This window comes from Nostoc sphaeroides (assembly GCF_003443655.1).
In the GTDB taxonomy this organism is placed as follows: Bacteria; Cyanobacteriota; Cyanobacteriia; order Cyanobacteriales; family Nostocaceae; genus Nostoc; species Nostoc sphaeroides.
The window spans coordinates 3,675,717-3,689,560 of record NZ_CP031941.1 but is presented as its reverse complement, the minus strand read 5'-3'; the positions used below and the strand labels follow the sequence as shown (position 1 = coordinate 3,689,560).

The 13,844-nt window shown below is 42.8% G+C and carries 8 protein-coding genes; 2 read left to right on the top strand and 6 right to left on the bottom strand.

The features are described from left to right. The first annotated feature begins 402 nt into the window (after positions 1 to 402). Together D1367_RS16205 and D1367_RS16200 are read left to right on the top strand one after the other, a co-directional pair. Positions 403 to 2,049, top strand: a complete 1,647-nt coding sequence (locus D1367_RS16205; RefSeq protein WP_118167343.1) for a vanadium-dependent haloperoxidase — start codon at positions 403 to 405, stop codon at positions 2,047 to 2,049. 130 nt (positions 2,050 to 2,179) lie between these two features. Beyond that, the gene (locus tag D1367_RS16200; protein ID WP_118167342.1) at positions 2,180 to 2,842 is read left to right on the top strand and encodes a Uma2 family endonuclease; all 663 of its coding nucleotides are present in this window, start codon (positions 2,180 to 2,182) and stop codon (positions 2,840 to 2,842) included. Between the two features lie 234 nt (positions 2,843 to 3,076). On the opposite strand, the gene rpmB is transcribed toward D1367_RS16200, so the two are convergent. The 6 genes from rpmB to D1367_RS16170 all read right to left on the bottom strand — a co-directional run bounded on the left by rpmB (position 3,077) and on the right by D1367_RS16170 (position 13,819). Further along, positions 3,077 to 3,313 (bottom strand): 50S ribosomal protein L28, encoded by a 237-nt coding sequence (rpmB, locus tag D1367_RS16195; RefSeq protein ID WP_109011633.1) that lies wholly within the window; start codon positions 3,311 to 3,313, stop codon positions 3,077 to 3,079. Positions 3,314 to 3,579: 266 nt separating this feature from the next. Then, positions 3,580 to 5,565, bottom strand: a complete 1,986-nt coding sequence (gene htpG, locus D1367_RS16190; RefSeq protein ID WP_118167341.1) for a molecular chaperone HtpG — start codon at positions 5,563 to 5,565, stop codon at positions 3,580 to 3,582. A gap of 436 nt (positions 5,566 to 6,001) precedes the next feature. After that, positions 6,002 to 6,193, bottom strand: a complete 192-nt coding sequence (locus D1367_RS16185; protein WP_225892225.1) for a hypothetical protein — start codon at positions 6,191 to 6,193, stop codon at positions 6,002 to 6,004. A gap of 76 nt (positions 6,194 to 6,269) precedes the next feature. Further along, on the bottom strand, positions 6,270 to 8,912 hold the full coding sequence (clpB, locus tag D1367_RS16180; RefSeq protein ID WP_118167340.1) for an ATP-dependent chaperone ClpB: 2,643 nt from the start codon (positions 8,910 to 8,912) through the stop codon (positions 6,270 to 6,272). Positions 8,913 to 9,814: 902 nt separating this feature from the next. Next, complete coding sequence (gene gloA, locus D1367_RS16175; protein ID WP_118167339.1) at positions 9,815 to 10,249, bottom strand: lactoylglutathione lyase; 435 nt, start codon at positions 10,247 to 10,249, stop codon at positions 9,815 to 9,817. Positions 10,250 to 10,477: 228 nt separating this feature from the next. Beyond that, complete coding sequence (locus D1367_RS16170; protein WP_244944943.1) at positions 10,478 to 13,819, bottom strand: serine protease; 3,342 nt, start codon at positions 13,817 to 13,819, stop codon at positions 10,478 to 10,480. Positions 13,820 to 13,844 lie beyond the last annotated feature (25 nt).

Here is a 13,844-nt window from a genome sequence, read left to right as displayed (position 1 = left end):
TGCGTTATATCTGCGGCTAATACACTATGACCGAATTTTAGACTTGTCGTGAGCGTTCAACCGAACGATTTTAAATTTTTGATTTTTGATTTTGGATTGAAGATTTAAAAGCGTTCGACTGAGTGTTCATGCCGAAGTCCAAAATTTAAAGAGGTCTCAGAGCAAGCGAATTTATTCGTGAAATAAATCTAAAATCTAAAATTAGATGACAGAGCCAGTGACTTTAGACATGGGGTCAATCTAAAATCCAAAATAGTGTGACAGATTAGATCAAGATTGTGCATTACTCCATTAATGCACCCTACAAATTAAGATTGGACGATTTATTTTTTGGTAGTCCTTCAATAGCAAAAAACAGGAAAACTACCTTACTTTTACTTGCAAAAAAGGAACAAAAGCTTTATGGCTTCAGATATCGTTATTCAGTTTGCTGAAATTCTCGAAAATCCGACAATCTTTCCCGATGAACAGGGAAAATTGAAAATTGTTGTTAAGAATCAAGGTGATACAGGGTTCAACGGGCCTGTAAATATTAGACTGTTTGCATCAACCGATGAAGTTCTTGACATCAATTCCTTAAATACACTCGAACAATCAAGGGGTGCAAGCGATTTACTCAGGGGCAAAGATGAGCTTTTGGGCGGTTTGAACGATCAAACGGTTAATTTAGCGCCTGGTCAATCTAAAACATTTACTGTGGATTTTGCTGGATCTGAGTTCCGGACTGCAAGTGTTGTCTCTCCAGGACTCTACTATTTGATTGGACAGGTAAAGCCAGCTAATAACGTTACTGAAAGTAATACAGCCAACAATGTAGCCAGTCAGTTAATTACTGGAGGTGACGTTGTGATTCAATGGAATTCAATTCTCTTAAATGCCATACAAGCGTCGGGAACAGCACCTCCAGTGGCGGCACGGAATCAGGCGATCGTTCAGGCGGCAGTTTTTGATGCCGTCAACGCAATTGACCGGAGTTATAAGCCTTATTTAGTAAACATTAGCGCATCAGAAACTGTCGGGGCATCGAAAGAAGCTGCCGCAGTTGAAGCAGCATATCAAACGCTGGTCAATTTATTCCCAAATCAAAAAACTACCTTCGATAAACAACGGCAAAGGTCTCTTGCAGCAATCCCCAATGGTACGGCTGAGGACAAGGGCATTGCGATCGGAAACAAGGTTGCCCAGCAAATACTGGATAACCGACAAAATGATGGTTCAAGTACTGCACAAGAACCATACACGCCAGGAACTGGCTTTGGTGATTGGAAGCCAACTTTCACTGATGGTGAAACAACAAATAATACTACCAATTTTAAACCAGCATTATTGCCCCAGTGGGGTTTAGTAACTCCCTTTGCTATAGACAGTGTTATCCTATTCCGTCCGGATACTTTCCCTGAGTATGGTAGCCCTCAGTACACAAAAAATTTTAATCAGGTTAAGGCGCTTGGTGCTGAAAATAGCACTGTTCGCACCGCAGATCAAACGGAAATTGCCCAATTTTGGGCTTACGATCGCGGCGATACTTTCAGACCACCAGGTCAGTTGAACGAACTCGCCCAAGAAGTAGCATTGTCTCAAAACAATACTCTGGAGGAGAATGCCCGTTTATTTGGGCTGCTGAACATTGCCCAAGCTGATGCGGGTATTGTTGCGTGGGATGCCAAGTACGTCTATGAGCAATTGCGCCCGATTACTGCAATCCGCAATGCCGATCAAGATAATAATCCCGGCACGATTGCCGATCCTAATTGGGAACCTCTGTTAGATACCCCACCATTCCCCGATTACATCTCTGGGCATTCTGTATTCGCTGGTGTATCAGCCGAAATTCTGAAACTTTTCTACGGTACCGACAACATTAGTTTTGACATTCCTTCACAAGAATTACCTGGCGTTGCTCGCTATTACAGCAGCTTTTCACAGGCAGCCCAAGAAGATGCCGATAGCCGGATTTATGGTGGCGTTCATATTCAAGCGGCGACTATAGACGGGGTAGAAGTAGGTAGGAATGTCGGCAGCTTCGTGTTTAATAACTTTTTGAGGTAGTGGTAAATATGTAGTCATAATAAATTGCTGCATTTCCAAGCATCCGACAATTTAGTGATGAAGCAGCAAACAATTGTCGCATTAACTGGAGTAACCTAAATTTAGGTTTGAGCTACTGGGAGTGAAGATGATGTTGTTGGAATTAAAGCGCATCCACGTTCCACCAGGACAAAGAGTATTACTGCGAGATGTAACCTGGCAGGAATTGGAAACAATTCTAGAGGATTTAGGAGAGCATCGTGCTGCACGAATTGCTTATGACAGGGGAATACTGGAGATTATGGCACCACTGCCAGAACATGAATACGATAAAGAAATTATTAGCGATTTAGTCAAAGCGCTTTTGGAAGAATTAGATATTGAGTTTAGATGTCTTGGTTCTACGACTTTCAAAAATCAAGTAATGGCTCAAGGTATAGAACCCGAACAGTGTTTCTATATAAAAAATGAAGCCAAGATTCGCGGCAAGAAGCGACTAGATTTAACAGTAGATCCTCCTCCAGATTTAGCTTTAGAAGTTGATATTACTTCTCGCACTCATCCTAATATCTATGAAGCTTTAAAAGTACCTGAGCTTTGGCGTTTTGATAAAGGAAAGCTCCAAATTAATGTTCTGCAAGACGGGCATTATGTAGAGTCTCAGCAAAGCCTAAATTTTCCTAAATTTAAACTAATTGAAACGATTCCCCAATATCTAGAGCAAAGTACAACAGCAGGCAGAAATGCAACGCTCAAAGCTTTTCGTCTTTGGGTAAAAAACCAGATACAACAGCAATCACTGAATAATTCGTAAAGGGAAGAGACGCGATAAATTGCCGTCTTTACAATAATTAGTCCTTTGTCTTGACGGCGATTTATCGCATCTTTGCGATCGGATAATTTTTATCAAAAAACCTTATCCAAACCGTATTGGAAAGCCTACTACTGAAGATGCAATAAGCAGTAGGGACGGACAGCTAGCTGTGCGCCCCTACAAATCACCTGTATTTGACGTTACAAAAGTCTCAGGTTATAAAATCTACATTACTTAGTAATGATTCAGGTTAATGCCAGCTTCTTTTGCCATTGCTTCTAACCCATTAATTTGTAGGGTTTTGATTGCTTTAGTAGACAGCTTTAACTTCACCCAGCGATTTCCGGCTTCCCACCAAACACGCTTGCTTTGCAGATTAGCGTGCTGAAGGCGTTTAGTACGGCGGTGAGAGTGGGAAACAGCAAAAGCGTTATTTGCCTTCTTACCAGTTAGTTCACAGCGACGGGACATAGCAAGTATCTCCAGATTGTTATTTTAATACAGCCTTTCCATTTTAGGTCTTAGACAACAGAAGTAGGAAAGGAGATGAGGGAGATGAGGGAGCAGGGGAAGAAATAACTCAATACTCTTGTACAGACGCGATTGATCGCGTCTCTCTTGTACAGACGCGATTGATCGCGTCTCTCTTGTACAGACGCGATTGATCGCGTCTCTCTTGTACAGACGCGATTGATCGCGTCTCTCTTGTACAGACGCGATTGATCGCGTCTCTATTCTTACTTACTAGCTTGTTCCGTCAGCTTGGTCAGTACCTCATTCGATCGCTCGACGAAAGATTTCATCCCCTCAGCGTCAAATCCTTTCTGAGACATCAGCGCTAAATCGTAAACGTGTTGGCAAATCAAGTTCACTAACTGATCGGTAGGCGATTCACCGTCACCTTGAATAATACTACCTTGGTTAAGATTTGCCAGATTTTGAATCAACGGATGAGCAGTATTCACCAGCAAAACGTGATCTTCGGGAAACTCTACTGACTGCTGCTGCATCATAGCGTTCATTTCCCGCATCCGGCGGAGAATCTCTGGTAAAAGCACGATCGCAGGTGGTGTACCATGAGGATCGTCTGATTTCAAAGCTTCGGTGCGGATGTTGAGTTTGGGTTTGTTGAGGGATTTCTCAAATAACTCTTTGATGCTCTCACTCCGAGTTTTATTCGTCTTAGGATCAACAATTTCCGTAGCTTTGTCTTGTTCCAGCAGGGTATTATCTAAGTCAGAGTCCACCCGTGTAAACTTAACATCCTGATATTCCCGCTCTAGGAAGTTGATAAAGTGGGTGTCAATGAAGGAGTCCATAAACAGGACTTCCAAACCTTGATTTTTGTGCAGTTCTATGTATGTAGCTTGGGTTGCTTCATCAGTGCTGTAGAAAACCCGGTTTTCGTTACGTTCTTTGTTACGTTCTAGATACTCTTTGAGCGTGGTGTAAGGAGCGCTAGGTGCTGAGTCAGAAGTGGGTGAAGGAGTGACATCTTGCCAAGCATCCCCATCTGAAGACTGGACTTCAACCACTGGAGTTTCAGCAGCAACTTTTTCTGTCAGCTTGGCGGTGGTACGGAAGACGATGATATCTTCGATTTGTTTTTTGAATTTCTCGTCGTTGAGAACGCCGAATTTTACAAAAGTACCAAGATCCTTCCAAGCACTGATGTATTGTTCACGATTATCGCGGAAAAGTTCTTTAAGGCGATCGCCTACTTTTTTGGCAATGTAATCACCGATTCTCCGCACGGTGCGATCGCCTTGCAATGCACTCCGTGATACGTTCAGGGGAATATCAGTACTATCAATCACACCCCGCATTGGAGTCAGAAATTGCGGGATAATTTCTTCGCAGTTGTCGCTAACAAAAACTTGATTGCAAAATAGCTTGATTTGCCCTTTGGTAACATCTACATCCGGCCTCATTTTGGGGAAATACAGAATCCCGTTGATGATAAAGGGATAGTCTGTATTTAAATGTACCCACAACAGAGGTTCTTCCTGAAAAGGGTACAAGTAGCGGTAAAACTCTAAATAATCTTCTTGACTCAGATTACTCGGAGACTCTCGCCACGGTGCTTTTTGCTTATTTAATACTTCACCTTCTAGTTTTATCGGTACTGGCAAAAAGTCGCAGTAGGTCTTGACAAGATTCTTGATTCGTGCAGTCTCTAAAAATTCTTCCTCTTCTCCTTGCAGGCTGAGAGTAATAGTAGTGCCGCGAGTTGTCCGGGGCGAATCTTCTAGGGTGAATGCTGGGGAACCATCGCAAGTCCAGTGAACCGCCTGCGCTCCTTCTTGGTATGACAGTGTATCAATCTCTACCTTTTGCGCCACCATAAAGGAAGAGTAAAAACCAAGTCCGAAGTGGCCGATTATGGGTTGATCTGATTTGCCTTCATATTTATGAATAAATTCTTCAGCACTAGAGAAGGCAACTTGATTGATATATTTCTTAACTTCATCTGCGGTCATCCCGATACCATTATCGGAGATAGATAGGGTTTTCTTATCTTTGTCAATGGCAATTTCAATTTCTGGTTCGCCGATATCTCCAGCGTAGTCTCCGGCGCGGGATACCATTTTCAGCTTTTGGATAGCGTCTACAGCGTTGGATACCAGTTCCCGCAAGAAGATTTGGTGATCTGAGTAAAGCGACTTCTTAATGATCGGGAAAATATTCTCAGTATGAATACTGATAGTGCCTTGTTCTAGCATAATTGGTAATTTTCGATCTTAGTATCTGAAATGATGATAGTGGTTAATACAGCCTAGCCCTCTGCTTTCAAGGATAAACCCGGAGAACTCAGGAGAGCATGATACCAATTAGGATTTTAAAAGCATAGCTTAGGCGATCGCTCCTTTTCTAAGCATTGTTTGCCCCCATTTTGTGATTCGGATTTCCCTACTCCCGATTTTCACCGCAGGTTTATTAGCCTAATTGAGACTGCTGTCTAAATACAAAATTTCATTAATCAGTTAGTAGGGAATAAATTGGGCAAACCTCTGTGTCCCTCTGCGTTTAAAAAAATTAGGACTTACGCATACTCTACGAATCCTTGGCGTTCTTGGCGTCTTGGCGGTTCGATAATTTAAGCTTTTTGGCAATTTTTGCGTAAGTCCTAAAAATGTTCCGATTTTCCGCAAAGGTATACTAAGTATTGCTATAATTCTTCTCCAACACTAAAAAATAGTGGTAAGGATAAGTAGGATCGATAAATTCTTGCTTGACAGTTAGCCCAGCATTGGCAACAGAGTTTAAAATCCGCTTTTTCGGATATCCTTTCAAACCCATTTCCCAGTAGTGTTCGTTACATACTGGCTTTGTACTCCAGAATTGTGGCATATTGAGTAATATTTGTAATAACACACGGTAGGGACGCAAAAATGTGCGCCCCTGCTGTATTCCAGGCAATTGATAACTATGTAGCAATCTGTGGTACTGATACCTTCACCAGTGCTTTTTTGCTAAAAGACAGACCGGTTTCATTTTTGTCAATGATAATCGTGTCTCCAGAGATAAAAGTATTTTCCAATAACTTGGTGGCAAGGGGGTTTTCTACTTCTCGCTGAATTGCCCGTTTGAGTGGACGGGCACCGTAAACTGGGTCATAGCCTGATTCAACAAGGTAATCACAGGCTGCTTGGGATATCTCAAAGAAGATTTTTTGCTCACGCAGGAGATTTTCTACCCGCTTGAGTTGAATACGGATGATCTGCCGCATTTCTGTGCGATTTAAGGTATGGAAGAGAATAATGTCATCGACACGGTTGAGAAATTCTGGGCGAAAATGCGATCGCAAGTTTTCCATTACCCGCTTCCGCATTGTTTCATACTTGGAATCATCACCAGATACATCCAAAATATGTTCGCTACCAATGTTACTGGTCATCACAATAACGCTGTTGCGAAAATCTACCGTCCTTCCCTGAGAGTCAGTAATTCTCCCATCATCTAACACCTGCAATAAAATATTGAACACATCGGGGTGCGCTTTTTCGACTTCATCCAGCAGCACCACTGAATAAGGACGGCGGCGAACCGCTTCGGAAAGTTGACCGCCTTCTTCATATCCTACATATCCTGGAGGCGCTCCTACTAACCGAGAAACTGAGTGTTTTTCCATATACTCAGACATATCTAAGCGCACCAATGCATCATCAGAATCAAAGAGAAACTGAGCTAAAGCACGGGCGAGTTCAGTTTTGCCCACGCCTGTGGGGCCCATGAACAAAAATGAACCAATGGGACGAGAGGGATCTTTCATCCCTGCACGGGCGCGGCGAATTGCTGCGGCTACTGCTTCTACAGCCTCTTCTTGCCCAATTACTCGTTGGTGCAAATGACTTTCTAATTGCAGCAATTTTTGCCGTTCTGATTCCAACAGGCGATTGACGGGAATTCCTGTCCATTTGGCGACGATTTCGGCGATATCAGCTTCGGTGACTTGTTCTCGCAGCAACGTGGAACCTTGGTTTTGAATTTCTAAAAGGCTCGCTTCTTTGGCTTCGCGATCGTGCTGCACTCCCTCCAATTTGCCATACTTCAGTTGGGCAGCTTTATTTAGATCATAAGCACGTTCCGCCTGTTCAATTTGCACTCGCAGCGCATCTTCTTCTTTCTTTAAGGCGCTTATTGCCTCCAATATCTGCTTTTCACCTTGCCATTGCTCATTAAATATTTGCTGTTTTTCGGTTAAATTGGCAATTTCTTGCTCAATGCGCTGCAAACGTTCTTTGGTTTGGGGGATACCCTTTTCTTCGCCAGCTAATGACAGCTTTTCCATTTCTAATTGCATGAGGCGGCGATCGATGGTTTCCAATTCGGCTGGTTTGGAGGTAATCTCCATTTTCAACTGTGCTGCTGCTTCATCCACCAAATCAATAGCTTTATCTGGTAAGAAGCGATCGCTAATATAACGTGCTGATAAAGTGGCTGCTGCTACCAACGCCGAATCAGAAATTTTGACGTTGTGATGCACTTCATAACGTTCTTTCAATCCCCGCAGAATGGAAATAGTATTTTCCACACTTGGCTGATCGACAAATACTTGCTGAAAGCGGCGTTCTAGGGCAGCGTCTTTCTCAATGTGTTTGCGGAATTCGTCGAGGGTAGTAGCGCCAATACAACGCAGTTCTCCCCGCGCCAGCATTGGTTTGAGCAAATTTCCGGCATCCATTGCCCCTTGTTGAGTAGAACCTGCGCCGACTACGGTGTGCAGTTCGTCAATAAATAGAACAATGTCACCGTTAGATTCAGTAACTTCCTTGAGAACTGCTTTTAAACGTTCTTCAAATTCACCGCGTAATTTTGCTCCAGCAATTAAACTGCCGATATCTAACGAGATCAACTTACGGTTTTTCAGGGATTCGGGAACGTCACCATTTACCATCCGTTGTGCCAAAGCTTCGGCGATCGCAGTTTTTCCTACCCCAGGTTCACCAATCAATACAGGGTTATTTTTGCTACGACGAGACAAGACTTGAATTACCCGCCGAATTTCGTCATCCCGCCCAATCACTGGGTCAAGTTTTCCAGCTTTTGCCTGTTCTGTCAAATCTCTGCCAAATTTTTGTAAAGCTTCATAACGGGATTCTGGCGTTTGATCTGTTACCTTTTGGCTACCGCGAACGGTTTTGATAGTAGCTTCTAGTTTAGCTGCGTCGGCACTAAAGCCTTTGAGTATCTTTCGTCCAATGCGATCGTCTTCAGCAAAGGCCAAAAGTATGTGTTCCACGGAAATGTAGGAATCTTTCATCCTGACTCTAGCTTCTTCGGCTCGATCTAGTAAAATATCTAAATTGCGGCTAAGGTAAAGCTGATCGCTTTTACCAACTTTGGGCTGACGTTGGGTAAAGGCTTCAAGTTGCTGCTGCAATCGGATTGGATCGACCTCAGATCGAGCCAGAATACGTATTGCTAGACTAGTGGGTTCTTCTAACAGGGCAATAATTAAATGTTCAACATCTAGCTGCTGTTGTTGATAAGCACGAACTATATCCTGAGATTTAACAATTCCTTCCCAGGCTTTATCAGTAAATTTATTTGGATCTGTAGGTTGCATCTTTATAATTTTGGAATTTTGATTTTTAGTTTAGGGCTTGGGGACTTGTACTGAGCGAAGCCGAAGTATTGGGGACTGGGTATTGGAATCTTCCCTAGTCCCTAATTATCCAAACATTCTGGGCGTATATCCGTGTGTATCTCCGGTGGCAATTTTGGATTGGTAATTGGCGATCGTTATAATCCATTACCTATATTCCTAATTTAAAACGAAAACACTGTTCTGAACGGACTTTACCAAATGGTAATATTGGAGCGATCGCTATTAGTGTTGCTCATCAACGACAGTATGCGGGTAATACTAATAGGATTTACGCAGACAAGATACCCCAACCCGCCTAAAATAGTGAGGCAAAAAGCCAAAAGTCTTGCGCGTCTGGGTTTACCTGCATGAGATCGCAGTGTGCAGCAAGAATCAATCTCGCCGTATGTAGCTCAACTTTTCAAGACATCGGTGTAGATTTTCCTACAGCTTTATTGCCTTTGATAGGGTTTTAGTGGGTGGCTTAATTCGCTCCTTTTTAAGGCTTATCATTACCAACATCAAATAAACGTTTAAATGTAAATTAAGTCTTGAAACCCTTGTAATTTCGTAGTTAGTTCCAAAATAATGATTTGGAGCGAATCTAGAAACCCTTATGGGATAAGAGATGTTTTTAATTCACATCAGGCGTAATAAATCTTCCGCTTCGTTGTTAACCCGCCTGGGAATAAATTCCAAGGCTAATAGCTAAAGTCCTCTCAAGAGGACTAAATATTAAGATTTTAAGCGATGTCGATGGCTAAACTCTTTGCGCTAGGGAAAATTTCAGTCCACTTAAGTGGACTTCAGCTATCAGCCCAGAACTTAAGTTCTGGGCGGGATGTCGTCCAATGCGACATCTTAACTGTTACAAAAAAGAATTACTGACTCACAAGTTGCTCTTGCGATTCCTGTTTGACTGCGGAACCTTGAGTTTTCAATTGAATCAGTTCAATTTTATACCCATCTGGATCTTCCACAAAAGCAATTACTGTCGAACCATGTTTCATCGGCCCTGGTTCGCGCACGACTTTACCGCCCTGATTGCGGATTTCCTCACACGTAGCGTAAATATCATCAACACCAAGGGCAATGTGACCATAAGCATTACCCAATTCGTACTTTTCCACCCCCCAGTTGTAGGTTAGTTCGATCACCGAGTTGTCGCTTTCGTCGCCGTAGCCAACAAAAGCCAGGGTAAATTCTCCCCCTGGATAATCTTTTCGGCGTAGTAATTTCATACCTAGAAGTTCACAGTAGAACTTTAAGGATTCTTCAAGGTTGCCCACCCGTAGCATTGTATGTAGTAATCGCATATTGACCTTTTCTCTACTTAGTTGAGTATTGTTATCTGCCAATATTCTACAGAAGTTGCCAATAAAGGCCATACCTAGAAGCTGTGTGATTGGCAAAAAGCTTAAATTCTCAAGGTAGAGACGTGATTAATCAGATTTTGGATCTGGAATGCAGCAGAAACTATAATATTTTTTAATGACCATAAAATTCTTAATATTTTTCAAGTTCCTGAACCAATCTATTGACTACTACTGAAGCTCTCTAATTTTTGCCATTACTTTTTGGTAATCGTCCGCCTTACCTTGTTGCTTATAGAGGTCTGCGGCTTTTTCAAAGTCCTGACGTGCTCCTTGATTATCTTTTACTAGAATACGGGCAAGACCACGATAGTAATAAACATCAGCATCTTCAGGTTTGAGACGAAGTGCTTCATTTAAATCTGCTACCCCCCCTTTGTAATCTTGCTGTAACAAGCGAATACCACCGCGAGCTTTGATAGCATCAACATCTCCAGGCTTGAGTCGAATTACTTCGTTAAAATCCGCGATCGCCCCTTTGTAGTCTTTTTGTTGCAAGTAGGCTTGTCCACGAGCTTTGATAACATCAACATCGTCAGGTTTGAGTCGAATTACTTCGCTAAAATCCGCGATCGCTCCTTTGTAGTCTTGCTGTAGCAGACGAATAGCGCCACGAGCTTTGATCGCCTCTATGTCTCCAGGTTTCATCTGTAGCAAGCTATTAGCCGTCATCAGAAGTTTTTTGATGTCAGCATCTTCAGGTTTGAGACGAAGTGCTTCATTTAAATCTGCTACTGCGCCTTTGTAATCTTGCTGTAACAAGCGAATACCACCGCGAGCTTTGATCGCATCAACATCTCCAGGTTTGAGTCGAATTACTTCGCTAAAATCCGCGATCGCCCCTTTGTAGTCTTTTTGTTGCAAGTAGGCTTGTCCACGAGCTTTGATAACATCAACATCGTCAGGTTTGAGTCGAATTACTTCGCTAAAATCCGCGATCGCTCCTTTGTAGTCTTGCTGTACCAGACGAATACCGCCACGAGCTTTGATCGCCTCTACGTCTCCAGGTTTCATCTGTAACAAGCTATTAGCCGTCATCAGAAGTTTTTTGGTATCAGCATCTTTAGGTTTGAGACGAAGTGCTTCATTTAAATCTGCTACTGCGCCTTTGTAGTCTTCCTGTAGCAAGCGAATACTACCGCGAGCTTTGATAGCATCAACATCTCCAGGTTTGAGTCGAATTACTTCGCTGAAATCTGCTACTGCGCCTTTGTAGTCTTGCTGTAGCAAGCGCATTGATCCACGTTTTTGAAGATTTCCAGCGTCTTCTGGAGCAATACGCACAGCTTCATTTAAATCAGCCAGCGCTCCCTTTAAATCTCCCTGCTGAAAGCGGATCGAACCCCGGGCAGAGTACGCTGTGTCTGTAAGACCTTCTGGATTGAGGCGAATTGCTTCGTTTAAATCAACTAGCGCTCCTTGTAAGTCTTCTGTGCCAAAACGAGCCAAACCTCGAGTAAAGTAAGCCCAAGAACCAGGATTCTTTTTTAAAGCTTGGCTTGACAGCTCTAGTGCTTCTGAGAAACGCTTGACTGCAACTAATGCCAAGCTCCGAAATATCTCAACGTTAGCATCATCGGGGTCTAGCTTTGCTACCTGGTCAAAGGATTGTAACGCTTCTGGATATCGTTCCAATTCAAAAAGTACTAGTCCATGCAAACGCCAAGCAGGAAGGAATTTCGGCTCAATTTGTGTGGCTTTCCCAAAGGACTTCAGGGCTGCTTGAAATTCATCACGACCCACTTGGACGAAACCTCTGAGATACCAGGCTTGATAAAAGTGAGGCTCAAGTTGAATTGCTTGATCAATAGCTTTGATGGCCTCTTTCATTTCGGTTTTACCAAGTGGTTTGCGAGGAAGGTTTCGTGCTAATTGCCAGCCATAATTTAGCCAATCAATGGCATCAGCATTATCTTTGGGTTTCTCTACCTTAAATAAAGCTTCCAGAATTGATTTTGTCTCTTGTGGTGTCAGTGGCGGTGGTGGATTATTTTCCACTCTCAACATCGGAGCTATACCAAGCGACTGTGCCCAACGGACAAAAGTGCTGATAGGGACACCCCAACTAAGACCCAATGTTATCAAGCGAGGCTGACCAGCTTTATCTCTAATTTCTTCTATTTCTGCTTTGCCATGAATACCAATGACGCGTCCACGAATATCTAAAACTGGACCGCCGCTCATTCCTTGATCTGTAAGATTGGTATAAATTAGCCCATACCCGTTGCTCAAAGATAAAGGACTCCTAGCTAAAAGAGATCCAATTTGTTTTGATGCTACACGCCCAGGTGTAAACTGACGCTGTGTTTTTTCACTTCCAGGTTTTAACCCCAGCCAACCAGAAACAAAAATGAAGTTTTTATCTTCTTGAGGTATGTCGTAGTTTGCTAGAGTAGCAACGCGGTAATTTTGGTCACTCGTAAACTTTAATATTGCCAAGTCTGTTTCTGGCACGGTTTTGAGATTGTCATCATTCACCTTGACTTGATATTGTTTGCCATCAGGGGTGATTACCTCTAAAACGGTGCGATCGCATTTTTGAGAGCTACGAATCACGTGTTCCGCAGTCAGGACACTATAAGTATTTCCCTGTTTGGCAATAATTACTCCCGATCCGCTACACTCACGCAAAGTTGGCACATCTATTCGCACCGTAATTTCTTGAGCAATGTTATTGACTTCATTAGCGATGGGAGGAAGATTTGAAGTTGAGGGTGCCTTAGCGGCTGGTAAGGATTCTTTTGAAGTGTATTGAGGGGCTAAACGAGCAAATGTTTGGATTGGAATTCCCCAACTATAACGGCTCATTAAATCTCGTAGAGCTTCACTCGGTTGAGAACCATCTTCATAAATATAAGGGTTTCCCCAGAGGGGATAGGCATGGATACCATTGATACCAATTACTTGCCCTCGACTATTGAATATCGGCCCGCCGCTCATCCCCTTTTCAATTTCGTTACTGTAGCCTATCTGGTATCCTTCCTTAAAAGCTCGCTCTGGCACTAGCAAAACTTGTCCTGTTTTGAAGACAAATCCCTGAGACTGAGACGGATTTGCCTCAAAGGGGAACCCAGCCGCATATATTGGTTCATTAACTGCGATCGTTGATAAATTTCCAAGGGGGGCTAAAGTATAGTTAGCGTTAGCCCGGAACTCCAACAAAGCCAGATCCTTGCCCTGAAAGTTGACTCCTTTAACCAAATTGGCTGAGTGAATTTTCCCGTCTTCTGTTTGGATTTGAACAGGTTTGCCTGATTCTAAAACGTGTCTATTGGTTATAACCGTATAAACTTGACCATTTTTTCTAAGTAAAATTCCTGAACCTTCATTCTCGCCAGATAAAATCTTTACAGTTATTGATCGAGCCAGCTGTTTAAGTTGTTCTGACGATCGCTGGGAAATTAGCTGTTGAGCAGAAACTTTTGAGGAAAAAATGCTCAAATAAACAGCTTGTATAGGCAACGTCAAGAGGATGCCCATTGAGGCAACCAGAGCCAGTGAGCTATGATACATTAGTTTTTCTCTCATGTTGCTTTTA

Excerpts from the sequence above, each read along its gene's own strand:
- D1367_RS16185 (WP_225892225.1), bottom strand. The coding sequence starts at position 6,193 with ATGCCACAATTCTGGAGTACAAAGCCAGTATGTAACGAACACTACTGG.
- D1367_RS16205 (WP_118167343.1), top strand. The coding sequence starts at position 403 with ATGGCTTCAGATATCGTTATTCAGTTTGCTGAAATTCTCGAAAATCCG.
- D1367_RS16200 (WP_118167342.1), top strand. The coding sequence starts at position 2,180 with ATGTTGTTGGAATTAAAGCGCATCCACGTTCCACCAGGACAAAGAGTA.
- htpG (WP_118167341.1), bottom strand. The coding sequence starts at position 5,565 with ATGCTAGAACAAGGCACTATCAGTATTCATACTGAGAATATTTTCCCG.
- D1367_RS16170 (WP_244944943.1), bottom strand. The coding sequence starts at position 13,819 with ATGTATCATAGCTCACTGGCTCTGGTTGCCTCAATGGGCATCCTCTTG.
- clpB (WP_118167340.1), bottom strand. The coding sequence starts at position 8,912 with ATGCAACCTACAGATCCAAATAAATTTACTGATAAAGCCTGGGAAGGA.
- rpmB (WP_109011633.1), bottom strand. The coding sequence starts at position 3,313 with ATGTCCCGTCGCTGTGAACTAACTGGTAAGAAGGCAAATAACGCTTTT.
- gloA (WP_118167339.1), bottom strand. The coding sequence starts at position 10,249 with ATGCGATTACTACATACAATGCTACGGGTGGGCAACCTTGAAGAATCC.